Annotated in this window: 17 protein-coding genes; 4 read left to right on the top strand and 13 right to left on the bottom strand. The window is 49.7% G+C overall.

What is annotated here, in order from left to right; all coding sequences use genetic code 11:
• Positions 1 to 338: 338 nt before the first annotated feature.
• The 5 genes from PPRES148_RS11720 to PPRES148_RS12375 all read right to left on the bottom strand — a co-directional run bounded on the left by PPRES148_RS11720 (position 339) and on the right by PPRES148_RS12375 (position 6,430).
• Positions 339 to 512, bottom strand: a complete 174-nt coding sequence (locus PPRES148_RS11720) for a hypothetical protein (RefSeq protein ID WP_187820365.1) — start codon at positions 510 to 512, stop codon at positions 339 to 341.
• A 1,426-nt stretch (positions 513 to 1,938) separates the two neighbouring features.
• On the bottom strand, positions 1,939 to 2,148 hold the full coding sequence (locus tag PPRES148_RS07520; RefSeq protein WP_149453091.1) for a hypothetical protein: 210 nt from the start codon (positions 2,146 to 2,148) through the stop codon (positions 1,939 to 1,941).
• A 2,067-nt stretch (positions 2,149 to 4,215) separates the two neighbouring features.
• Positions 4,216 to 4,350: a hypothetical protein gene (locus tag PPRES148_RS13010; RefSeq protein WP_281289952.1), complete on the bottom strand. Its 135-nt coding sequence runs from the start codon at positions 4,348 to 4,350 to the stop codon at positions 4,216 to 4,218.
• Between the two features lie 166 nt (positions 4,351 to 4,516).
• Positions 4,517 to 4,684, bottom strand: a complete 168-nt coding sequence (locus PPRES148_RS11715; protein WP_187820824.1) for a hypothetical protein — start codon at positions 4,682 to 4,684, stop codon at positions 4,517 to 4,519.
• 954 nt (positions 4,685 to 5,638) lie between these two features.
• The gene (locus tag PPRES148_RS12375) at positions 5,639 to 6,430 is read right to left on the bottom strand and encodes a collagen-like domain-containing protein (RefSeq protein WP_223128025.1); all 792 of its coding nucleotides are present in this window, start codon (positions 6,428 to 6,430) and stop codon (positions 5,639 to 5,641) included.
• Here PPRES148_RS12375 and PPRES148_RS13005 point away from each other — a divergent pair.
• Positions 6,393 to 9,320 (top strand): mucin 17-like protein, encoded by a 2,928-nt coding sequence (locus PPRES148_RS13005; protein WP_281289951.1) that lies wholly within the window; start codon positions 6,393 to 6,395, stop codon positions 9,318 to 9,320. The two genes, PPRES148_RS12375 and PPRES148_RS13005, sit on opposite strands and share 38 nt — an antisense overlap.
• Positions 9,321 to 10,519: 1,199 nt before the next feature.
• Here the strand turns inward: PPRES148_RS13005 and PPRES148_RS07510 are convergent.
• Both PPRES148_RS07510 and PPRES148_RS11705 read right to left on the bottom strand, forming a co-directional pair.
• Complete coding sequence (locus PPRES148_RS07510; RefSeq protein ID WP_425468247.1) at positions 10,520 to 10,738, bottom strand: helix-turn-helix domain-containing protein; 219 nt, start codon at positions 10,736 to 10,738, stop codon at positions 10,520 to 10,522.
• Positions 10,739 to 11,149: 411 nt separating this feature from the next.
• The gene (locus tag PPRES148_RS11705) at positions 11,150 to 11,311 is read right to left on the bottom strand and encodes a hypothetical protein (protein ID WP_187820822.1); all 162 of its coding nucleotides are present in this window, start codon (positions 11,309 to 11,311) and stop codon (positions 11,150 to 11,152) included.
• 286 nt (positions 11,312 to 11,597) lie between these two features.
• On the opposite strand from PPRES148_RS11705, the gene PPRES148_RS07505 reads away from it, so the two are divergent.
• The 3 genes from PPRES148_RS07505 (at position 11,598) to PPRES148_RS07495 (ending at position 16,385) form a co-directional block, all read left to right on the top strand.
• Positions 11,598 to 12,356 (top strand): hypothetical protein, encoded by a 759-nt coding sequence (locus tag PPRES148_RS07505; protein WP_149453908.1) that lies wholly within the window; start codon positions 11,598 to 11,600, stop codon positions 12,354 to 12,356.
• Positions 12,357 to 13,691: 1,335 nt separating this feature from the next.
• Entirely contained in the window at positions 13,692 to 15,245 is a 1,554-nt protein-coding gene (locus tag PPRES148_RS07500) for a FumA C-terminus/TtdB family hydratase beta subunit (RefSeq protein WP_149453907.1), read from the top strand.
• Between the two features lie 108 nt (positions 15,246 to 15,353).
• Positions 15,354 to 16,385 carry a DUF1002 domain-containing protein gene (locus PPRES148_RS07495; RefSeq protein ID WP_149453906.1) on the top strand — a complete coding sequence of 344 codons (1,032 nt, stop codon included), beginning with the start codon at positions 15,354 to 15,356 and terminating at the stop codon, positions 16,383 to 16,385.
• Positions 16,386 to 16,649: 264 nt separating this feature from the next.
• Here PPRES148_RS07495 and PPRES148_RS07490 read toward each other — a convergent pair whose 3' ends face one another.
• The 6 genes from PPRES148_RS07490 to dnaK form a co-directional block, all read right to left on the bottom strand.
• Positions 16,650 to 17,537, bottom strand: a complete 888-nt coding sequence (locus PPRES148_RS07490; protein WP_149453905.1) for a hypothetical protein — start codon at positions 17,535 to 17,537, stop codon at positions 16,650 to 16,652.
• 1,860 nt (positions 17,538 to 19,397) lie between these two features.
• Positions 19,398 to 20,732 carry a tRNA (N(6)-L-threonylcarbamoyladenosine(37)-C(2))-methylthiotransferase MtaB gene (gene mtaB / locus PPRES148_RS07485; RefSeq protein ID WP_149453904.1) on the bottom strand — a complete coding sequence of 445 codons (1,335 nt, stop codon included), beginning with the start codon at positions 20,730 to 20,732 and terminating at the stop codon, positions 19,398 to 19,400.
• 16 nt (positions 20,733 to 20,748) lie between these two features.
• The gene (locus PPRES148_RS07480; protein ID WP_149453903.1) at positions 20,749 to 21,201 is read right to left on the bottom strand and encodes a hypothetical protein; all 453 of its coding nucleotides are present in this window, start codon (positions 21,199 to 21,201) and stop codon (positions 20,749 to 20,751) included.
• The gene (locus PPRES148_RS07475) at positions 21,183 to 21,386 is read right to left on the bottom strand and encodes a hypothetical protein (RefSeq protein ID WP_149453902.1); all 204 of its coding nucleotides are present in this window, start codon (positions 21,384 to 21,386) and stop codon (positions 21,183 to 21,185) included. Before PPRES148_RS07475 ends, PPRES148_RS07480 begins: the two co-directional genes overlap by 19 nt.
• An 8-nt stretch (positions 21,387 to 21,394) precedes the next feature.
• Positions 21,395 to 22,537, bottom strand: coding sequence for a molecular chaperone DnaJ (gene dnaJ, locus PPRES148_RS07470; protein WP_149453901.1), 1,143 nt, complete (start codon positions 22,535 to 22,537; stop codon positions 21,395 to 21,397).
• A 127-nt stretch (positions 22,538 to 22,664) separates the two neighbouring features.
• The gene (dnaK, locus tag PPRES148_RS07465; protein WP_149453900.1) at positions 22,665 to 24,518 is read right to left on the bottom strand and encodes a molecular chaperone DnaK; all 1,854 of its coding nucleotides are present in this window, start codon (positions 24,516 to 24,518) and stop codon (positions 22,665 to 22,667) included.
• Positions 24,519 to 24,547: the final 29 nt, after the last annotated feature.

The following is a 24,547-nucleotide window of genomic DNA, read 5'->3' as shown; positions in this document are numbered from 1 at the left end:
ACATGATACTCTCGCATCATCCGGCTCTTCTCATCCCATCCCAATCTTCAGACCCTTTAGGCCCTACTTCGATTATGGGGATGTTGCTCCGAGGTTCCAGTGACCTCCTATAGTGGATCTCCACTAAAGTTGTCGTTTGATCTCCTCCAGCGGATCTCCCGCTAAAGTTCTCATCTAACTGTCCTCCGCAGGATGAGTCAGCCCCTTCGCTCCACTTCCATTACAGAAGCTTCCTCACTACTATGAGCTGATCCGACTTCGTGCACGGGACCTCGGTTGTCCTCGGTCTTTCCATCTGGCGGCAGCCAGACGCCGTACGACGATCTCTCAAGTTCCGATCAAGAGCCTAAATCGGGTTCATCCCGCCTGAACACCGCATGCCACCGGGGCAGTAGATAGGTCATCCCCCACGGTTCATCCCGACGTTCGGGACCCACATCGGTTTTGACATGGACTATTCCTTTCGATGCGTCTTCGGCTGGTTCGCTTTCGCTGATCTCCCCGATTCCCACCTGACAGGGTCATGCCCTGCCTTTTCCTAGATCGCTCACCACCGGGGTGTTTCCACACCAGCGTCGAGTAGACCCGGCATTTCAGCCGAGTCCCTCACAGAACTGGACGTGATACTCTCGCATCATCCAGCTCTTCTCATCCCATCCCAATCTTCAGACCCTTTAGGTCATACTTCGATTATAGGGATGTTGCTCCGAGGTTCCAGTGATCTCCTCCAGCGGATCTCCCACTAAAGTTTCATTTTACTGTCCTCCTCAGGATGAGTCAGCCCCTTCGCTCCACTCCCATTACAGAAGCTTCCACACTACTATGAGCTGATCCGACTTCGTGCACGGAACCTCGGTTTATCCTCGGTCTTTCCATCTGGCGACAGCCGGACGCCGTACGACGATCTCTCAAGTTCCGACCAAGAGCCTAAATCGGGTTCATCCCGCCTGTACACCGCATGCCACCGGGGCAGAAGATAGGTCGTCCCCCACGGTTTATCCCGACGTTAGTGCCCCACCTCGGTTTTGACATGGACTACGCCTTTCGATGCGTCTTCGAACGGTTCGCTTTCGCTGATCTCCCCGATTCCCACCTGACAGGGTCATGCCCTGCCTTTTCCTAGATCGCTCACAACCAGGGCACTTTACCCCAGCAGCACTAGGCAGTTTGTAACCTGCTACCTACCAGCCGGTTACGAAGGGCCGAGCAACCTTCATCTCTTGAACGACTTCTTGACACACGTCGAGTAGACCCGGCATTTCAGCCGAGTCCCTCACAGAACTGGACGTGATACTCTCGCATCATCCAGCTCTTCTCATCCCATCCCAATCTTCAGACCCTTTAGGTCATACTTCGATTATAGGGATGTTGCTCCGAGGTTCCAGTGATCTCCTCCAGCGGATCTCCCACTAAAGTTTCATTTTACTGTCCTCCTCAGGATGAGTCAGCCCCTTCGCTCCACTCCCATTACAGAAGCTTCCACACTACTATGAGCTGATCCGACTTCGTGCACGGAACCTCGGTTTATCCTCGGTCTTTCCATCTGGCGACAGCCGGACGCCGTACGACGATCTCTCAAGTTCCGACCAAGAGCCTAAATCGGGTTCATCCCGCCTGTACACCGCATGCCACCGGGGCAGAAGATAGGTCGTCCCCCACGGTTTATCCCGACGTTAGTGCCCCACCTCGGTTTTGACATGGACTACGCCTTTCGATGCGTCTTCGAACGGTTCGCTTTCGCTGATCTCCCCGATTCCCACCTGACAGGGTCATGCCCTGCCTTTTCCTAGATCGCTCACAACCAGGGCACTTTACCCCAGCAGCACTAGGCAGTTTGTAACCTGCTACCTACCAGCCGGTTACGAAGGGCCGAGCAACCTTCATCTCTTGAACGACTTCTTGACACACAGCACTAGGCGGTTTGTAACCTGCTACCTATCAGCCGGTTACGAAGGGCCGAGCAACCTTCATCTCTTGAACGACTTCTTGACACACATCCCGCCTGAACACCGCATGCCACCGGGGCAGTAGATAGGTCATCCCCCACGGTTCATCCCGACGTTCGGGACCCACATCGGTTTTGACATGGACTATACCTTTCGATGCGTCTTCGGCTGGTTCGCTTTCGCTGATCTCCCCGATTCCCACCTGACAGGGTCATGCCCTGCCTTTTCCTAGATCGCTCACCACCGGGGTGTTTCCACACCAGCGTCGAGTAGACCCGGCATTTCAGCCGAGTCCCTCACAGAACTGGACGTGATACTCTCGCATCATCCAGCTCTTCTCATCCCATCCCAATCTTCAGACCCTTTAGGTCATACTTCGATTATAGGGATGTTGCTCCGAGGTTCCAGTGATCTCCTCCAGCGGATCTCCCACTAAAGTTTCATTTTACTGTCCTCCTCAGGATGAGTCAGCCCCTTCGCTCCACTCCCATTACAGAAGCTTCCACACTACTATGAGCTGATCCGACTTCGTGCACGGAACCTCGGTTTATCCTCGGTCTTTCCATCTGGCGACAGCCGGACGCCGTACGACGATCTCTCAAGTTCCGACCAAGAGCCTAAATCGGGTTCATCCCGCCTGTACACCGCATGCCACCGGGGCAGAAGATAGGTCGTCCCCCACGGTTTATCCCGACGTTAGTGCCCCACCTCGGTTTTGACATGGACTACGCCTTTCGATGCGTCTTCGAACGGTTCGCTTTCGCTGATCTCCCCGATTCCCACCTGACAGGGTCATGCCCTGCCTTTTCCTAGATCGCTCACAACCAGGGCACTTTACCCCAGCAGCACTAGGCAGTTTGTAACCTGCTACCTACCAGCCGGTTACGAAGGGCCGAGCAACCTTCATCTCTTGAACGACTTCTTGACACACGTCGAGTAGACCCGGCATTTCAGCCGAGTCCCTCACAGAACTGGACGTGATACTCTCGCATCATCCAGCTCTTCTCATCCCATCCCAATCTTCAGACCCTTTAGGTCATACTTCGATTATAGGGATGTTGCTCCGAGGTTCCAGTGATCTCCTCCAGCGGATCTCCCACTAAAGTTTCATTTTACTGTCCTCCTCAGGATGAGTCAGCCCCTTCGCTCCACTCCCATTACAGAAGCTTCCACACTACTATGAGCTGATCCGACTTCGTGCACGGAACCTCGGTTTATCCTCGGTCTTTCCATCTGGCGACAGCCGGACGCCGTACGACGATCTCTCAAGTTCCGACCAAGAGCCTAAATCGGGTTCATCCCGCCTGTACACCGCATGCCACCGGGGCAGAAGATAGGTCGTCCCCCACGGTTTATCCCGACGTTAGTGCCCCACCTCGGTTTTGACATGGACTACGCCTTTCGATGCGTCTTCGAACGGTTCGCTTTCGCTGATCTCCCCGATTCCCACCTGACAGGGTCATGCCCTGCCTTTTCCTAGATCGCTCACAACCAGGGCACTTTACCCCAGCAGCACTAGGCAGTTTGTAACCTGCTACCTACCAGCCGGTTACGAAGGGCCGAGCAACCTTCATCTCTTGAACGACTTCTTGACACACGTCGAGTAGACCCGGCATTTCAGCCGAGTCCCTCACAGAACTGGACGTGATACTCTCGCATCATCCAGCTCTTCTCATCCCATCCCAATCTTCAGACCCTTTAGGTCATACTTCGATTATAGGGATGTTGCTCCGAGGTTCCAGTGATCTCCTCCAGCGGATCTCCCACTAAAGTTTCATTTTACTGTCCTCCTCAGGATGAGTCAGCCCCTTCGCTCCACTCCCATTACAGAAGCTTCCACACTACTATGAGCTGATCCGACTTCGTGCACGGAACCTCGGTTTATCCTCGGTCTTTCCATCTGGCGACAGCCGGACGCCGTACGACGATCTCTCAAGTTCCGACCAAGAGCCTAAATCGGGTTCATCCCGCCTGTACACCGCATGCCACCGGGGCAGAAGATAGGTCGTCCCCCACGGTTTATCCCGACGTTAGTGCCCCACCTCGGTTTTGACATGGACTACGCCTTTCGATGCGTCTTCGAACGGTTCGCTTTCGCTGATCTCCCCGATTCCCACCTGACAGGGTCATGCCCTGCCTTTTCCTAGATCGCTCACAACCAGGGCACTTTACCCCAGCAGCACTAGGCAGTTTGTAACCTGCTACCTACCAGCCGGTTACGAAGGGCCGAGCAACCTTCATCTCTTGAACGACTTCTTGACACACAGCACTAGGCGGTTTGTAACCTGCTACCTATCAGCCGGTTACGAAGGGCCGAGCAACCTTCATCTCTTGAACGACTTCTTGACACACATCCCGCCTGTACACCGCATGCCACCAGGGCAGAAGATAGGTCGTCCCTCACGGTTTATCCCGACGTTAGTGCCCCACCTCGGTTTTGACATGGACTACGCCTTTCGATGCGTCTTCGAACGGTTCGCTTTCGCTGATTTCCCCGATTCCCACCTGACAGGGTCATGCCCTGCCTTTTCCTAGATCGCTCACAACCAGGGCACTTTACCCCAGCAGCACTAGGCAGTTTGTAACCTGCTACCTATCAGCCGGTTACGAAGGGCCGAGCAACCTTCATCTCTTGAACGACTTCTTGACACACAACACAACAAGCGCATTGGGGAATTCCGATAGAGCAAACTTGGCATAAGTTTGGGCTCGGACCATAGCAATAACCGACGAATCAAGTTCCTAATAGTTTCGGCCCTTTATCACAGCCAATACGGACCCCAGTTTTATATCATACGATATAGCTTGCGCAGTCCTTACCTCCCCTCGTCGATGTATCATCCATACCGATAGTCCACAACGTCCCTGTTCCTTGGCTTTCCTGATAGCCTTTTCCTCGGGATCTTCTCTCTTTTTAGAAAGAAATTCATCAAAAATAGGATATAACCTGTTCTCACCGATATTCCATGTAACCTTTCTGCTTTCGCTGCTGACTAGTACTGCCGTTAATGAAAACATTTACATACAAAGATATGTATATTTATTTACTTTTACAAAAAATACATGCACATAGTTGAATTTGTTCCTGCAGTAGATACATTTCCATCGTTGGGTTTTCATAACGGATTCAACTTCCCCTAAACCAAAGATGCCGTGTTTTATTTTTCGTTCCTTAGTCTAATCCTGCTTTCACCAATTTTTGTCCCAGGTTTCCCGAATCCTCACAGAAACACATGATTCCCGGGGATGAACGGTTGGCAATGGACTCTAGGAATATAACTCATTCCATCTGATTTTGTGGTTCCTAATTTTTCTTTTATGATGTTCACTTCGTCCGAAAAAGTGGGCCTTGGAAAATTTAGTCCTGTTTTCATCTCGACAGCCCCTTAGTCCCCCCGATAAAGGGTGAGTTGCCCATGATTATAACATATAAAACTTAAATTTTATAAAAATAATGTATGTGTCCTACTATATATTCCCTCCAGAATACCTTGGAATACAGTGGGATAGAATTCAAATCTAGGCAGATGTAAACATGGTTCAACCCCCCACTCCCGAGACTGAATCCCCAGGTCCAATATGCGGCCAAGATCCACAAAAAACATGCCCCCGCGGCCTGTGGTAGACCTACGGGGACATTCCTACGAACCCATCCAACTGAGTGTAACAGTACCTTCTATGAAAAGTTTTCCCTACAGCGACCTCACTGTCAACCAAGCATTCATAGCCCCAGAGTCGGAAGTCAATTGTAGGGTCTCGCCCGTGTTGCGAACCTCAACAGTTGCATTCTGGGAATCTTTTACCTCTATGACAGCTTCCCCATAAACGGTATTCCCCGACTCCAGAGAACTTCTCTCCATCACAAGAGTATTCCCATCCCTGTAAAGAGCTGATTTCATCGGTACGCCCACAAGTAGGGAGTTCATATCAGGACCAATAGTCCAACTCACCAGATAATAACCCGATTTTTTGATTTTAATTTTATGGGGCGCTATGAATTCCGCATCCCCTTTAGAAAACACGACTTCATTGAATGCAATACCATGACCTGATGCAACGTTTTGATCGAGTTTGGAACCCACCTGAATGGCAATCGTCAATGGTAATGGACCCGTAGGACCTGTAGCACCTGTGGCACCTGTAACACCCGTGGGACCTGTGGGACCCGCTGGACCCGCTACACCCGCTGGACCTTGTACTCCAGCTGGACCCGCTACACCTGCTGGACCCTGTACCCCTGCCGGGCCCGCTACACCCGCTACACCTGCTGGGCCTTGCACTCCTGCTGGACCTGCTACACCTGCTGGGCCTTGTACCCCTGCTGGACCTGCTACACCTGCTGGGCCTTGCACTCCTGCTGGGCCTTGCACTCCTGCTGGGCCTTGCGCTCCTGCTGGACCTCGTACTCCAGTCGGACCCTGTGGACCCACTGGACCTGTTGGCCCTGTGTTACCTACGGGTCCGGCTGGTCCTGTGTCACCCACTGGCCCTGTGTCACCTACGGGTCCGGCTGGTCCTGTGTCACCCACTGGCCCTGTTGGCCCTGTGTCACCTACGGGTCCGGCTGGCCCTGTGTCACCTACGGATCCGGTTGGCCCTGTGTCACCCACTGGCCCTGTGTCACCTACTGGTCCTGTGTCACCTACGGGTCCGGTTGGCCCTGTGTCACCTACGGATCCGGTTGGTCCTGTGTCACCTACGGATCCGGTTGGCCCTGTGTCACCTACGGGTCCGGTTGGTCCTGTGTCACCTACGGGTCCGGTTGGCCCTGTGTCACCTACGGATCCGGTCGGTCCTGTGTCACCTACGGGTCCGGCTGGTCCTGTGTCACCTACTGGCCCTGTGTCACCTACGGGTCCGGTTGGCCCTGTGTCACCTACGGGTCCGGTTGGTCCTGTGTCACCTACGGGTCCGGCTGGCCCTGTGTCACCTACGGGTCCGGTTGGTCCTGTGTCACCTACGGGTCCGGCTGGCCCTGTGTCACCTACGGGTCCGGTTGGTCCTGTGTCACCTACGGGTCCGGTTGGCCCTGTGTCACCTACGGGTCCGGTCGGTCCTGTGTCACCTACGGGTCCGGCTGGTCCTGTGTCACCTACTGGCCCTGTGTCACCTACTGGTCCTGTGTCACCTACTGGCCCTACTGGCCCTGTGTCACCTACTGGTCCTGTGTCACCTACGGGTCCGGTTGGCCCTGTGTCACCTACGGATCCGGTTGGTCCTGTGTCACCTACGGATCCGGTTGGCCCTGTGTCACCTACGGGTCCGGTTGGTCCTGTGTCACCTACGGGTCCGGTTGGCCCTGTGTCACCTACGGATCCGGTCGGTCCTGTGTCACCTACGGGTCCGGCTGGTCCTGTGTCACCTACTGGCCCTGTGTCACCTACTGGTCCTGTGTCACCTACTGGCCCTACTGGCCCTGTGTCACCTACTGGTCCTGTGTCACCTACGGGTCCGGTTGGCCCTGTGTCACCTACGGATCCGGTTGGTCCTGTGTCACCTACGGGTCCGGCTGGTCCTGTGTCACCTACGGATCCGGTTGGCCCTGTGTCACCTACGGATCCGGTTGGCCCTGTGTCACCTACGGGTCCGGCTGGTCCTGTGTCACCTACTGGCCCTGTGTCACCTACTGGCCCTGTGTCACCTACGGGTCCGGCTGGTCCTGTGTCACCTACTGGCCCTGTGTCACCTACGGGTCCGGCTGGTCCTGTGTCACCTACTGGACCTACTGGCCCTGTGTCACCTACGGACCCGGTTGGCCCTGTGTCACCCACTGGCCCTGTGTCACCTACGGGTCCGGCTAGTCCTGTGTCACCCACTGGTCCGGCTGGTCCTGTGTCACCTACGGGTCCAGCTGGTCCTGTGTCACCTACGGGTCCGGCTGGTCCTGTGTCACCTACGGATCCGGTTGGCCCTGTGTCACCTACGGGTCCAGCTGGTCCTGTGTCACCTACGGGTCCGGTTGGCCCTGTGTCACCTACGGGTCCGGCTGGTCCTGTGTCACCTACGGATCCGGTTGGCCCTGTGTCACCTACGGGTCCAGCTGGTCCTGTGTCACCTACGGGTCCGGCTGGCCCTGTGTCACCTACGGGTCCGGCTGGTCCTGTGTCACCTACGGATCCGGTTGGCCCTGTGTCACCTACGGGTCCGGTTGGTCCTGTGTCACCTACGGATCCGGTTGGCCCTGTGTCACCTACGGGTCCAGCTGGTCCTGTGTCACCTACGGGTCCGGCTGGCCCTGTGTCACCTACGGGTCCGGTTGGTCCTGTGTCACCTACGGGTCCAGCTGGTCCTGTGTCACCTACTGGACCTACTGGCCCCGTGTCACCTACGGGTCCGGCTGGTCCTGTGTCACCTACTGGACCTACTGGCCCTGTGTCACCTACGGACCCGGTTGGCCCTGTGTCACCCACTGGCCCTGTGTCACCTACGGGTCCGGCTGGTCCTGTGTCACCTACGGACCCGGTTGGCCCTGTGTCACCCACTGGCCCTGTGTCACCTACGGGTCCGGCTGGTCCTGTGTCACCCACTGGTCCGGCTGGTCCTGTGTCACCTACGGGTCCAGCTGGTCCTGTGTCACCTACGGGTCCGGCTGGTCCTGTGTCACCTACGGATCCGGTTGGCCCTGTGTCACCTACGGGTCCAGCTGGTCCTGTGTCACCTACGGGTCCGGTTGGCCCTGTGTCACCTACGGGTCCGGCTGGTCCTGTGTCACCTACGGATCCGGTTGGCCCTGTGTCACCTACGGGTCCAGCTGGTCCTGTGTCACCTACAGGTCCGGCTGGCCCTGTGTCACCTACGGGTCCGGCTGGTCCTGTGTCACCTACGGATCCGGTTGGCCCTGTGTCACCTACGGGTCCGGTTGGTCCTGTGTCACCTACGGATCCGGTTGGCCCTGTGTCACCTACGGGTCCAGCTGGTCCTGTGTCACCTACGGGTCCGGCTGGCCCTGTGTCACCTACGGGTCCGGTTGGTCCTGTGTCACCTACGGGTCCAGCTGGTCCTGTGTCACCTACGGGTCCGGCTGGTCCTGTGTCACCTACGGGTCCAGCTGGTCCTGTGTCACCTACGGGTCCGGCTGGTCCTGTGTCACCTACGGGTCCGGCTGGTCCTGTGTCACCTACGGGTCCGGTTGGCCCTGTGTCACCTGTTGGACCGGTTGGTCCTGTGTCACCTACGGGTCCGGTTGGTCCTGTTATTTGGAAAGAGTCCAATTCCTTTACCCCTGCGACAAACATTTCACATAGGCAAGCATCTACATCCTGGTCGTTTTTATCGGAAACAAGCCGAGCAAAATCCTCTGCATTCTCGCTTCCCGGATTCTCCTTGATAAATTTTGAAATTAGTTTATCCATGAACTTTCTCTTATCACTGTGACTTACTTTTTTATTTAAATTGAGTTTTTCCAACCATTTGCTAACATTATTCCTTAAATTTTCTATTTTGTACCTTAATAATTTATTTGATTTACTAATAATACTATCGTTTTCTCCATACAAGGAATTCAAGGCAAGGTCATCTCCCATTAATATTTTATTTAATAGTCAATTACTATATGTTATATGAGTTAATTACTTATTATTATACTTATATCTTATATATTTAAAAATTCAAATTATTAATAAATTGAAATTGTAGTATAAAATACAGCGGAAGGGTCGGGAGGTGATAAACCTCTTTCGCATAATATAGAGACATCAATCGGATGGATACCGGGCAGAAATCATGATGAACTTAGGGAATATTTGAAACCATAGTATGGCAAAACCATAAGAACGTGACGGAAAATAAAAAATAATATTATAATAAAAATAAATAGATTAATTTTGCGAATAAGTATAAATAGTTATCTATTCATATCCTTATCCCCTCTGTGCCCACTGTATCCCCCTAAAGGATCCCATTCATTCGATAGGCACCCGAACATCCAGAATAATCCGTAAAATAAGTAAATCCTATAATAATGAGACATTCCGTTCTATATAAAACATATATTTTTTATTTTTTTATTTATATATAAAAAAACGGAAGTTAAATGTAAAATTAAGAATGATTGCAATATCATGTTACCTATATTAATAATATATTATAAAATAGCTAAATTTATTAATTATTACTGAAATAATATTAAAATCCATGCTTATACATCACAAAATTAGTTATCTACAAACCAATACTAATCAATTTCACCCGGATGTTTCCCCAGATAAAAAATCATCATCCCCATCCCCGATCGGTGGTTTCCCCATATATGTCAACGCCATTTTGTTAAAATTTATAAAAAATACATAATTTTTGTAGTATGGGTTTGAAACATTCTTGTTCAAACATAGAATGTCTAAAATAATTAAATTTTTTATATAATATAAAAAAATTCACAATATATGTGTGAATCACAACAAACATTAAAATGGTGACAATAGCAACCATCATTCCAGACATGTCATCTTTTACCCTATGATATCATTTATTGTCTAATATAAATTAAAAATTTAGGAATTAAATAGTTTACACATAAGATATGAACCATAGGATAATTTTCTAGCACCATTGTCCTTCATAAAAAACTAGAGGAACTAAATCTCTAGTTCCTCTAAACGAATCAACTCCACCACAGCCTGCGAACGACCCTTCACATTTAACTTTTGCATTACGTTTGAAATGTGATTACGGACGGTTTTTTCACTGATAAACAACTTTTGAGCTATTTCCTTTGTTGTCTTATCCTGAACGAGAAGCTCAAACACTTCGCGCTCCCGATTCGTCAACAACGGCTTGCCTCTATGATTGCTCAAAAAAATGCACCCTTCCTTACTCGAGCGCATGGAGCATTGAGGATCAGGGACCAGTTAACCCTATAATATGATGGAATCAGGACAAGGTGCTGGAAATCCAAAAAGAAAAAAGCCTATTTTACAGTGGTACCTTGTGAGGAATCGTCATATATATAATTTATAAAAAGTATAAAATATAATGAATAAATTAATAATAAAAATAAAAATTTGTGTATAAAAATAAACACATAAAAAATCCTCATCCATCCTATCGCCCACTGTCTGGAAAACCCCATAAACAAAGGAGGGGGCCTATGGGGACAAACTGGTCCATAACGGTCCCATACAGATTCCCACACCGTATTACCCATATTCATATGGGGGTTTATAAAAAATGAAGCGAAAAAAACAGAACAGGGAGACCCATATTTCCTAACCATCCGTGCATTCTCTGGACAGACCACCCTTTTCCCTATCCTTGGCGAGAACATACCACACCATCAAATCCCCTGCAGTTGCAGAGAAAAACAAGGGGAATTCCACCTTAGCAGAGAAAAAGAGTGTAACAAATTCAACCCATACATTTGTCCTCATGGGGATCAATTCGTTCTCCCTTCAACCACCAGGGGTCGCGCTTCATTTTACCCCAGAACAATCCGCGCACCGTCACGAGCACGTATTTTCCTACTACGCATTTCCAAACCACTTCCAAAACCAACATTGCACCCCGGAATATCCACGCCATGGTAACAACCGCATGATCACCCGCAAAGTTGATTCCCCTCGGGTTGTCAATCTGCGCATAGGAGTCCCCCCACTTTCCCCAGAAGAAACCTCACCAATTGTATAAACCACGAGAAAAGGGAAACGGAGCTAACGGATGAAAAAAGACGACCACAAAAAGCCTGACGACCTTCAACTACACAAAATAAACCTAACCCAAGTATGGCCTTCCCTCCCCCCTGACCTCCTGTACAGGATGGAGATAGAACAAGATCCCGCCCACCATCTGCTGACACCAGAGAAAATCGAGGGTTGTGTTGAACACTCTATACAATTTGGCCAAATGGTGGCCAAGAAGCAAAATCCCATTCGCTCCCCCAAAGACCTACTCAACAAGCTATTGCATCATCGTATCCAGATCGTTCTCATCCCATCATCCACCTATGACTCGTCCACTCCCCCCGAATCTGCATCCATGATACGTGCACAATACATCAACCGTCCCCCCACCATCCATGTCCATAATTCTTCTATTCAACAATGTTGCAATTTTTTTAAAATCGATTCCCTGCCTGTACGAAAAGAGGAAATTCTGTCATTACATCTCTGTCATGAATGGTTCCATTATCTAGAATCAAGACACTATGGTCATACCTCCCAACATATCCCAAAAGCAACGGTGCGCCGCTTGGGACCCATCTCCCGCCAACGACCTATCCAACGAGGACGCGAAATCGCCGCGCACGTTTTCACGCAACACATGCTCAGTCTCCCTTGGACCCCTCTCCTCCTTGATCATTTACTAACTTTGCATTCCATGGGATGGAAGAAGGGTACCATTCGGGAACACTTTGCCCACTTGAAAAAGTCCAAGACACCCATCATGTATCCTAAATCAGCCACTATAAATCCATGATCCAAAGACCCTGGGAAAGCATACGCCCAACCAAGTACAGAAAAGGATAGAAAAAACGACCGATGGGTGATATAGGTTCCAAACCACCCCAACGCGGACAATAATGAGAACATAGGTTGTAAGCAGCTAAGAAAAAAAACGAAACATGCATCCATTGGGGAGGTATCAAGGGAATTGACCCGAGCGAACCATTCAAGGACACATCAAAATAAGGCAGTTTATGTCCAAACCAAAGGATACGAATCCACCCTCTGGACTAGGCTACAGGGGGGGTACCTATCTACTGATCCAGCGGCATAACCGTGGACGAAAGAAACTCAACACAGGATTTTCCGTACAACTTGGAAATCCGCCGTGCAAACCCGCCTAGTAGGACCCATTATTGCCAATCTGCAAACACCGAGAAAGAACAGGAAACCCCTGCACGCAAAAGCAAACGATATGCTTCGCAGGCTGTATGAACGATGAGCAGGAACCTCGATCGTGTTGAACCCATCGGAATCCACGGACAGGGAAGGATTCTAAACCACCCCGTGCCGCCGGTATAGAGGCTATCGGTAATGAGTGGTCAAGGGAAGAAATACCCGTTGGGTGTGTACGTAGGTCTAGAAAAAATGAACACAATCTGATCGTCCCTATGAACCGGAGGGGACCCTATCATGCGACAGATAGCTGAACGCCATCGATTAGGATCAAGGTTAGAGGCAGGGGATCATAGAAAAAACTAGGACCTTGGACTACCCGTGCACACAAAGTGATGGATGATTTAGGGCATTTTACTGAGGGGAACGGTCCAAGGCAGAGACCACACATTGAAAACATGGTACTTGCGCTACGCACGAAGGCGGATGGGTTCATAGTGGCGAGGAAGTGAAACTGAACATATCCCCCCTGGGAATCCATTACTGATTCGTTTTTCCTAACCCCTATTCATGATACAATTCATAGTACATTCACAAAAAGGGTTCCAGATTCCCTGGATCCATGATTCCTGCATGATTTTTCTAGAATTAACCATGTTTCCGACCCAGACAATACCACGAACTCATCCAATGGATGGGAAATCTATTCCACCGTTATGGGTATACCCCAGATCTAGACCATACAAACTCTGTACCAGCTGCCACCCATTTCTATAGGCGGTCGGATGATCCCAAAGATCCCTGCATCCATATCCATCACTGCACAGATGGTAGCGAATTCCCCCTAGGTATTGGAACCCAACCCCTTATGGGACCCAACCACTGACATAAACCAGTAGATCCAAAAAAGTCCCCATAGGGACAATGATCGATATGGGGTTCCCCATAAAACAACAAAGGATGAATGTAAACGATGAAGGAATTCCCATCTTCCATGTTATCCTTAATCACAGAAACCTCTATCCGATTGCCCAATGACGTGCTACATGTGTTTCAAAAGGCCCGTCAACGGGAGGAGCAAGGGACCCGGTCTGCACTAGCCCTCTCTACCCTCAACACCAACATTCTACAGGCAGAACAGACACAGGGTCCCCTCTGTCAGGATACGGGCATGCCCACCTTTTTCATCCATTTTCCTTATGGGTTCAACACGAAGGAAATCGTTCCATATATCGAGGAATCCATCTCCTTGGCCACCCAACAAGGGAAATTACGACCCAACAGTGTAAATCCACTCACTGGAAAAAATAGCGGCAACAATCTGGGGGAAGGCATGCCCGTGATCCACTGGGAACCTTGGGCCCGAGACTACATTGAGATTCGTCTGCTTCTGAAGGGGGGGGGATGCGAAAATAAAAACATCCAATACAGTCTCCCCTGCACCCTAGAGGGACTGGGAAGAGCCAGCCGTGATTTGGATGGGGTTAGGAAATGTATCCTGCATAGCGTGTATCAGGCCCAGGGACAGGGGTGTAGCTCGGGCTTCCTAGGCGTTTGCATTGGCGGTGATCGCGCATCAGGCTATGAATGCGCCAAGGAACAACTATTCAGAGAAATGGAGGATTGCAACCCCGATCCCCAGTTGGCCACCTTGGAAAACTACATCCTAGAAAAGGCCAATACACTGGGAATTGGCACCATGGGTTTCGGCGGAGAGGTTACCTTGCTTGGCTGCAAAATTGGTACACGCCACCGGATACCGGCAAGCTTCTTTGTTTCCGTAGCCTATAATTGTTGGGCCTTTCGTCGGCAGGGGGTCCGAATCAATCCTGAAACAGGGGAAATTCTTGAGTGGCTCTACCGGAATACGACTACCCTATCAAAACCTGACAATGGACCTACATCCCCATCCCCACTGAAATGGGATTTGCATGAACAGGGGAAGGTCGTCCATCTCCGCCCACCCCTACGAGAAGAGGAAATTCGTTCCCTGAAGGTGGGCGATGTAGTCATTCTATCGGGATCACTCCATACGGGCCGTGATGCACTCCATAAATACCTAATGAACCACTCCTCTCCCCACGACCTTCGGGGGGGCGTTCTTTACCATTGCGGTCCCGTGGCGCTAAAAGACCGCAAAACCAACACATGGAAAATACAAGGGGCCGGCCCAACAACAAGTATCCGGGAAGAACCCTACCAAGCGGATATCATTGCCAAATTGGGTCTACGTGCTGTCATAGGTAAGGGTGGAATGGGTCAAAAAACACTCCGATCCCTGCAGGAATGCGGGGCAATTTACCTCAACGCCATCGGTGGAGCAGCACAGTTTTACTCCACCTGTATTGAAAAAGTGGTGGGTGTGGATTTTTTAGAGTGGGGTGTACCAGAAGCTATGTGGCATCTAAAAGTAAAAGATTTTCCGGCCATTGTTACCATGGATGCAAACGGAAATAGTTTGCACGAGGAAGTGGACAAATCTTCCCTGGAAAAGCTGCGACAATTGGCTGATCCCGTGTTTACGTAATCAACGCACGATAGCCGGTAGGGACCCCCACCTGGGGATACTAGGACCCAGCCCCAGATCAGCCCAAATCAATCCCACGCCGGTACTCATTAGGGGAGGAAAACATCCTTGTCTATTCAAAAGAAAAATGAATTCAATCCATGGAATTTCTGGATACGATCCCTTCTGATCCTTTTTATCAGTCTCGCCCTCCCCTCCCTCTTCTTTCCTGTTCGCACACAGGGGAATTGGTCCCCCCTTGCCTATGCGGATACGGAAGACGAAATCATCATTGTACTGGGTGAAGATCAGACACCCCCCGAAAGGGAACAGGAACTCCTCAAATACAACACAGTTACGGACTCATCGGGAAAAAGGAAGGATAGTAAAACAGGTAAAAACGTCCGGTTGGTTTTAGTTGCCAACTCCGATGAAAAGGAACTACTGGGAAGTAACTTCGCCTCCCTCATTGGCGAACGGGCCCTATCCGATGCAAAAATCGAAATAGGGGTAGGAAAAAACGAGGTCATGGTTGGCCAAAACATTACTAAAATACCAGCCCCTGCATATGCTTCAGCCCTCGTAACGGCCGGTGTCCGGGATGCCAGGGTTTGGGTGGATGCACCACGCCCTGTCTCAGGAACAGGTGCTCTAGCAGGAATTATCAAGGCCTTTGAAACCGCCAGGGGGAAACAATTGGACCCAGCCCGTAAAAAGACGGCTGCGGAGGAAATGTCACTCATCTCGCAAATCAGCGAAAAAAATAATCCCAACAAAACAATCGAATTCATCACCCTCATCAAGCAGGGTATAATAGAAGGGAAACCGGAATCCTATGAAGATTATAAAAATATCATTGTAACTGTGGCTGAGAAGCTCGACATAGCGCTAACCCCCCAATTGCTTGACTCAATAACTCGTTTCGCGCAGAGCTTTGCCAGCCTTGATCTCAGTTGGACCGATCTATTGGGGCAATTTGGAAATATGGGTGGTAATCTAAAAGATATCTTCGATATAAAAAATTTACAAAAAGTAACAGGAATTACATTCGATCAATCACTCCTAGATAAAGTAATTTCTTTATTCAAAAATATAATTGTATCTCTGTTAGAATCCGTGCGCGATATTATCAACAGTATATTGAAAAGTATATTGGGATAGATGTTCAAATGGCGTTCTGATACAGGTACCTAGACTGCTGATGAATGAGGGACCGGCATTTCAGCCGATCCTTCTTTCCCACATTCTATATCGAGTTAAGACTGGCATGGTCCTCTAAGAATGTATTGATTAAAAAATATATTATCCAATATAAATATAAATATATTATAAAATATTATATGATTCTATTACAGATAGGGGGCTGGAATTTAGGAGCAAATACCCTGAAATGGAACCATCGAATTACCTTTACCGCAACAGCATCTAAATACTTTTCCCCACCCATTTCGCTGCTTTCCACAACCATACCCAGGGATTCGTCGGATCGGATGTCATATCCCCTAATCTCCATCCCGATAATTGTGGCGATGATCCATATCCCACGGATCTTGTCCTCTCGTTCACACAGCGTTCTATTTCTTTGAATTGCTCCAGGAGATCCCTATTCCCAGGAATATCCTCCTGGTTATCGTAGGTTTGGACTTCTTTCCCCCATGGTAATGGCCATCCATCCCTTGAGGAGCCCGTTTCTTGGGAACTCGTTTCTTGGGAACTCGTTTCTTGGGAACTCGTTTCTTGGGAACTCGTTTCCTGGGAGCTCGTCGTTCCCTGGGAACTCGTTCCTGCATAACTATCACGTATCCTGTAATTTTTCTGCTCTTTCCGACGGTTCCTATCCTCGGCAGCAACGGCCTGGAGTAACTGATAACGTACCGCATTACGTTCCCTGTCCTGTTGCTTCCACCGCTTTCGCTGCTCCCTCTGCCGAGCCTCCTTAGCCCTCTGGATGGCAACTCCTTCCCTCTGGATGGCCTGAGCCAACAACTGGTCCTCTGTATTGACATTTACCAGCCCTTGTTGTCTATTACATCCCCTATACTGCCCCCCCCTGCAAGCTCCTTCCCCGGTACTACTACTTTCTCCGTACCATTCCTCACACTGCTGTCGCTGCTCCCTCTGCCAAGCCTCCGCCCTGGCAACCTTTTCCCTCTGGATGGCCTGATCCAACGGCGCCTGTGGTCCATCTGTGGAAGCAACAACCGAAGAGGATACCATGAGTGATAAACTCCCATACATCACAGGGGTGCCGCAACCAACCAATAAGCGAAATAGGACAGACCCCTTACGCATTTCTTCTACTATACTAAGCATTTATTTATAATCACCCTTTCAATATAATTATGGAGATGCAAATATCCTTCAGCCCACCGTTGTATATTGAGTACACATGTCACGCCGATACTATCCCTTCCGGACCGTAGTAGTGGCTACGGAACCAGAAGGACCTGGGATAAAATATCATTTTTTTATGATGAATGTCAAAGGCCTGGGGACAAACCCCCATTCCCCCATTCCCATCGGTCCTGTTTTCTCCCATCATGGACCATTGGGATCGCGCCTAATCAGGATCGTGATTAGGTAACTTATTTTCCCCCTACCTGTTCCGGTTTTTTCCTTGACCCCACGATAGGCCTTTTCCACTCAAGCCTAGCTAGTTTTTCTGTCCTACGATCCCTTTAGGAGTCTTGGATCTTAACCATCAATCAAACCTAGGTTATTTCCGGTAATTTCCACGAACTAGGTGGAAAAGAATGGGGCCATTAAGATTGTCTCCCTCTGATAATACTTTCGCCATTTGGATTTAGAATAAATACAGGAATTTTGCTATGAACTGGTGCTGGTGCTGTTAAAAAGGTTCACAATTGTTTCCTAAGGTTCGAATAAAAATGGAAAGTGGGCTTTTGCGAATTCATAAAAATAACGGCTCTTGGCCAAACTTCGGACCCGGAATATCCTTGGGCGGTTTTTTTTTACTCTGAATTTTAAGGATGAATTAGGTGGGGCCCACTTTTCCCCATAATTAGTTTGTTTATTCAGTTTATTGTACACGAGCCCATGCCGAAGAGCATCTATCTCTATTAATTTATAAAATAAATAGAAACAAAAGTATGTGCTTTTTTCTATTATGTATACAAAATTATTGAATGAATTTTTATCTTATTTTATGTTTATTAAACACTATATTAATCTTATGAAACATTCCGGAAATTTACCTCCTGATCGTTTTCCAGGTGGCTATTGCGACATACGATAGCAAGGTTTTCATAGTTCCTCCAAATCCTAACCCCAAAACGTTGGCGAAAGTCAAGCTTGGTGGCACAGTTCTTTCCGGATCTTGGCCAAACTTCGGACCTGAAATATCCTTGGGTGGTTTTTTCCTAATTCTGGATTGTAAGGATGAGTTAGGTGAGGGTCCCAGGTTTCCCGAATCCTCACAGGAATACCTGATCCCCGGGAATGGACAGTTGGCAATGGACTCTAGGATATAACTCATTTTATATCTAATTCTGTGGTTCCTAATTTCTCTATTTTCATGATTTTCACTTCGTCCGAAAAAGGGGGCCTCGGGAAATTTAGTTTTGTTTTCATATCGACAACCCCTTATTCACTGATAGAGGGTGAGTTGCCCATCCCCACTCCCTAGACTGAACCCTCAGGTCCGATATGCGGCCAAGATCCCACATCCGTTCGGATGCCGCCGAAAAGACCCCTGAGAACCTTGTTCGGGGATTCACCACCCTACAACAGGATGCTGCTATTTGGAGTCCTATTGGACAATTTTCATTACTTAATCACTTATTTATAAATAAATAATTATCTTATTTATTCTTAACTACCACTTTGCCATGGTGGAACAAAAGTAGGGGGATGACTTGGTCCCCCTGCCCCAAGGAATGATCCATGCCGAGGGAAACGACAGGGGGAAGGGATACACAGGATAACTAGGGACAATTTATATTTTATTGCGCATCAAAGTGAAACCACTAATAAAAGAATACATCTTGAAATGAACCATAAGGTCCCACAAAAGGGACAAGAAAGGGTTCCGTGAGGAAGCAACGCTAGATTCAGAATACAACCGAGCCCTCCCCCGAAAACCGCCTTGTCCAAAAATTCACATCTACAACGGGACGCTCCCCTTACATCCCGCCTATTTGCCTCTGGATGATCTCAAGCTAATGAACGAGAACCGCAGTCATCTTCCAACACTCTCACCAGGGTACCCGTACTACAGACAGCATCCGCCCGATCGATTCGGACACGACAAAGCCGACCCACTAATTCAGAATGAGCTGGGAAATCCACCTGCAAATAGGTATCGGTATAACCCATCAGATGCTCACCCTTACGTCGCTGTTCAGGAATTACCGTATGTACCTCACCAACACAACGTTTCGCATAGGTTAGGGATAATTCCTGCGAGAGTTCTAATAGCGCCTGCACACGTTCCCTCTTCACCATACTATCCACTTGCTGATCCATGCGAGCCGCGGGCGTTTTCTGACGCATAGAATAGGGGAAAACATGCAAACGCGTAAAAGATAAATCCTTCAATAAACGGTACGTATCCTCAAAGTGCTCATCCGTTTCCCCTGGAAAACCGACAATGACATCTGTTGTCAGGGCCAGTCCGGGAATCGCCACATACAAATCCTCTATCTTCTTCCGATAAGCGGTCACTGTATACCGACGACGCATCCTTCGCAGGATATCATCATGACCCGACTGGACAGGAATATGCAAATGCCGGCAAAAGATGCGGTTCCCCTTCAACATATCGATAATCCGGGGGGTAACCTGATTCATCTCAATCGAACTAACCCGCAGACGGGCCAACCCCCGCAACGCGGATAAATCCCGTAATAGATCGAACAGGCCGTAATCCTGCAAATCATCCCCATATCCCCCTGTATGAATACCTGTCAACACAATTTCCCGATACCCCTGATCCACCAATTCTCGGGCCTCCGCCACCACCCTTTCTGGTGCTTGGCTACGCGAGGGTCCCTTTGCCCAAGGGATAATGCAATACGTACAACACAAATCACAACCGTCTTGGATTTTCAGAAAGGCCCGCGTCTTTCCAGAAAAAGTGGGCACAGGCAAGGCCTCTAGGGAACGCTGCTTACGAATATTCCCCACCTCTACAATTTGCCCGCGCGTCCCACGTACTTTCTCCACTAACTCCACCAACCGCTCACGACCCTGCGTACCCACTACAATGTCAACACCGGGAATAGCAGCTACTTCCTGCGGCGATGTTTGCGAATAACAACCCGTTACCGCCACAACGGCCGCTGGATTGGTGCGGATGGCCTTACGAATCGACTGTCGGCTCTTTTGATCACCCATATTGGTAACCGTGCAAGTTTGAATAACGTAAACATCGGCCAACTCCGAAAAAGGCACACGCTGGTAACCTTTTTTAGCAAACAAGGACCAAATCGCCTCTGTTTCGTAAGAATTCACCTTGCAACCCAGTGTATGAAAGGCTATCTTGAGCACCCGTCATCTCCCCCAACTAACCCTTACTATACATAACCAGGGTAAGCAATACCAATGCTGCTATCTCCGCACACAAAACACGGGACCCTATAGTTGCAATCCGACCCTCATCCATATTTGTGAAACCATCCGAATTCCCACGCTCCGTAAATCCCCCCTCTGGACCCCCAGTAAGACCCCCTCTCGAGGGGATTTTCTTGATTCCTTTTGTAAGGAACCCCCCCGCCAACAGTATATGGGCCAATAACATCCTACGGATCCTAATTCGTCCGCCCGGGAAAGTAAATCCCCCACGGGGACACCCCTCCGCATGAAACATAGAAAAAGCAGACGACCCCAGATCGGTCCCCTTCTGTAGAATCCATTCCACTTTACCTGCTTCGTCAACCAGGTCATTCCACCCCGACCTAAACCCCTCGAGCTCAGAACACAGCCCAATCCTCTTAGCTTTTATGGGATGCTGGTCCATGACCACAATCCCCGCGCCACATAAAAAAACTGTACCGCTGCTTCCATCCCCCCCTCCCAAGGGCACAAAAGCAAACGGTCCCCCAAACACCCACGTAACACCGTGCCTATGTGATGGAGCCGACGAGCCCCATCAATCAGGACATAACCATTCTGTACCGGACAGGGAGCAACAAAACACTGCACTTTCCTCCCTACTCCCCCCGAAAAGCGCGACGCACACGGTCGAAGAAATTAGCGTGCTGCTCCTGAACTTCTTCGCCACACAATTGATGAAAAGTACGCAACGCCTGTTTCTGTTCTTCGGTTAACTTCAAGGGTACCACAACATGCATTTTAACCCGCATATCCCCGGAACCCGAACCATGCAATCTAGGAACGCCTTTGCCTACCAAACGTAACTCCGTTCCAGGCTGGGTACCAGGAGGGACACGCAACTTTGCTTTCCCGTCCAGCGTAGGGACCGTCACCTCATCCCCCAAAGCAGCTTGCGAGAATGAAATGGGTAATTCACAAACAATATCATCCCCATCCCTTTGGAAATAGGGATCGGGAAGAACCTCTACTGAAATATACAGATCCCCGGGGGGACCCCCATTACCCCCAGCTTCTCCCTCCCTGGAAATCCGCAACTGTGCCCGCTCGTGGATACCTGCCGGAATCTTTACATTGATTTTTTTACGACGCCGCACGATCTTATCACCGCGACAAGTGGGGCAGGGTTTAGTGATCATCTTCCCGGACCCGCCACAAGTATGACAAACACGTCGATTGACAATACGACCAAAGGGCGTATTATGGACACTCTCCGCCTGTCCTGTGCCCTCACATACCTTACAAACCAAAGGGCTTGAACCGGGAGCTGAACCTGAACCTTTGCAGGTAGTACAAGTCTCCGAACGCGGAATCAAAATATCGACAGATTTCCCAAAAACCGCATCCCGAAAATCGATCTTCAAACGATATTCCAAATCATTTCCCTTGTGGGGAGCCTGGGAGGCGCCACGCCGTCCACCAGCACCCCCGAAGAAAATGTCGAAAATGTCACCAAAACCAAAATCCTGCTGATGCTGTCCAAAACCGGAGAACCCAGAGGAACCACCACCAGCAGCATGACCCGTTGTGCGTCCATGCTGGTCATAATATGCCTTCTTTTGCGGATCATTCAAAACTTCATAAGCTTCTTGAATTTCCTTGAACTTCTCTTCCGCCTGTGAATCTGAACTGACATCGGGATGGTGGCGACGAGCCAATTCGCGGTAAGCCTTACGGATCTCTGCCCCTGAGGCGCCACGTCCGACGCCTAAAATTTCATAATAGTCACGTTGCTGGCCCAACTCGCCTCACTCTCCCCCCTACTACTTGCGGGACCTCTCCTCCAACTATAATATTCCCCAAAAAGAAAAGGGAAAGGGTATGCGTAGGCATAAACACACCCACTCCTTCCCATCCCTCTTCCTTTTATTAAGAACCTTTTTCATCCTTGACTTCCTCGTAATCAGCATCAACAACCTTCTTACCATCCTTCCCCTCTTCTCCCGAGACCGTCCCTCCAGCGTCCCCCGTTTTCTCCCCTTGTTTCGCCGCTTCCTGGTACAACCTAGTAGAAAACTCCTGAATCACCTTATCCAGAACCGCCCTCTTATCCCTGATATCCTGCAGATCGGACCCCTTCAGGGCATTACGCAAACCAACCTGGGCCTCTTCTACCTTTTTCTTTTCCTCTTCCTGCACCTTATCGCCAAGATCCTCCAACGTCTTCTCGGACATAAACAGCAACTGATCCGCATTGTTACGGAGCTCTACGGCCTCATGTCGCTTCCGATCCTCCTCCGAATGGGCCTCAGCTTCCTTCACCATACGCTCAATTTCTTCCTTGCCCAAACCACCCGAGGATTGAATGGTAATCTTCTGACTCCTCCCCGTTGCCTGATCCTTCGCCGAAACATTCACAATACCATTCCGATCGATACTGAATGTAACCTCGATCTGTGGTATACCCCGCGGGGCCGGCGGTATCTCGTGCAACTGGAATCTCCCTAGCGTTTTATTATCAGAAGCCATGGGACGCTCCCCCTGCAGGACATGAATATCCACGGTAGTCTGATTATTTGCTGCTGTGGAGAAAATCTGGGACTTGTCCGTCGGGATTGCCGTATTTCGTTCAATAATCTTCGTAAATACACCACCCAATGTTTCAATCCCCAAGGAAAGGGGCGTAACATCAACCAGAACAACATCCTTCACATCCCCAGCCAGAATGCCCCCCTGAATCGCTGCTCCTGTAGCCACTACCTCATCAGGATTGACACCCTTACAGGGATCCTTACCGATCAGATCTTGAATTGCCTTTTGAACTGCGGGTATGCGGGTGGAACCACCTACAAGTAACACCTTGTCGATATCGGAAGCATTCGTCCCAGCATCCTGTAACGCCTGACGGGTAGGACCCAGGGTCCGTTCTACCAGCTTACTGGATAATTCCTCGAACTTCGCACGTGTTAGATTCATCTCCAGGTGCTTAGGACTACCACTACTATCCGCTGTCAGGAAGGGCAATGAGATCGTCGTAGACACAACACCCGAAAGATCCTTCTTCGCTTTTTCCGCTGCGTCCTTGAGACGTTGCATCGCCATTTTATCACGGGATAGATCAATACCATGTTCCTTGCGAAACTCTGCTATAAGATAATCAATGATAACCTGATCAAAATCATCCCCACCGAGAAGATTGTCACCGCTCGTTGCCTTTACCTGAAAAAAACCCTCGTCCATTTCGAGAATGGATACATCAAACGTTCCCCCACCCAGGTCAAACACAAGGATCGTCTGATCCTCCGATTTATCAAAACCATAGGCCAAGGCAGCCGCCGTCGGCTCGTTGATGATCCGCAAAACCTCGAGATCAGCAATTTTCCCGGCATCCTTGGTGGCTTGACGCTGCGCATCATTGAAATAAGCAGGCACAGTAATGACCGCCTGCGTTACCTTCTCACCCAGATAGGCCTCAGCATCCTCTTTCAACCTCCGTAGAATCATCGCGGATATTTCCTGGGGTGTAAAATCCTTCCCATCAATAGTGACCTTATAATTCGTGCCCATATGCCTCTTGATAGAGGATACTGTTTTATCAGGGTAAGTGATGGCCTGCCGCTTCGCTGCCTCTCCTACCAGACGCTCACCTGTCTTGGAAAAACCCACCACAGAAGCCGTCGTTCGCCCACCCTCTTTGTTAGCTAGGACCGTGGCCTCGCCACCCTCCATACACGCCATGCAGGAGTTGGTTGTTCCCAAATCAATACCGATTACTCTACCCATAACTCTGGTTCCTGCCGCCCAACAAACCC

It is taken from the genome of Pasteuria penetrans (assembly GCF_900538055.1).
GTDB classification, from domain to species: Bacteria; Bacillota; Bacilli; order Thermoactinomycetales; family Thermoactinomycetaceae; genus Pasteuria; species Pasteuria penetrans.
This window is presented reverse-complemented; position numbering and strand designations above follow the sequence as displayed.

Excerpts from the sequence above, each read along its gene's own strand:
- PPRES148_RS11705 (WP_187820822.1), bottom strand. The coding sequence starts at position 11,311 with ATGAGGACAAATGTATGGGTTGAATTTGTTACACTCTTTTTCTCTGCT.
- PPRES148_RS07505 (WP_149453908.1), top strand. The coding sequence starts at position 11,598 with ATGAAAAAAGACGACCACAAAAAGCCTGACGACCTTCAACTACACAAA.
- PPRES148_RS07500 (WP_149453907.1), top strand. The coding sequence starts at position 13,692 with ATGAAGGAATTCCCATCTTCCATGTTATCCTTAATCACAGAAACCTCT.
- PPRES148_RS07490 (WP_149453905.1), bottom strand. The coding sequence starts at position 17,537 with ATGCTTAGTATAGTAGAAGAAATGCGTAAGGGGTCTGTCCTATTTCGC.
- PPRES148_RS07480 (WP_149453903.1), bottom strand. The coding sequence starts at position 21,201 with ATGGACCAGCATCCCATAAAAGCTAAGAGGATTGGGCTGTGTTCTGAG.
- dnaK (WP_149453900.1), bottom strand. The coding sequence starts at position 24,518 with ATGGGTAGAGTAATCGGTATTGATTTGGGAACAACCAACTCCTGCATG.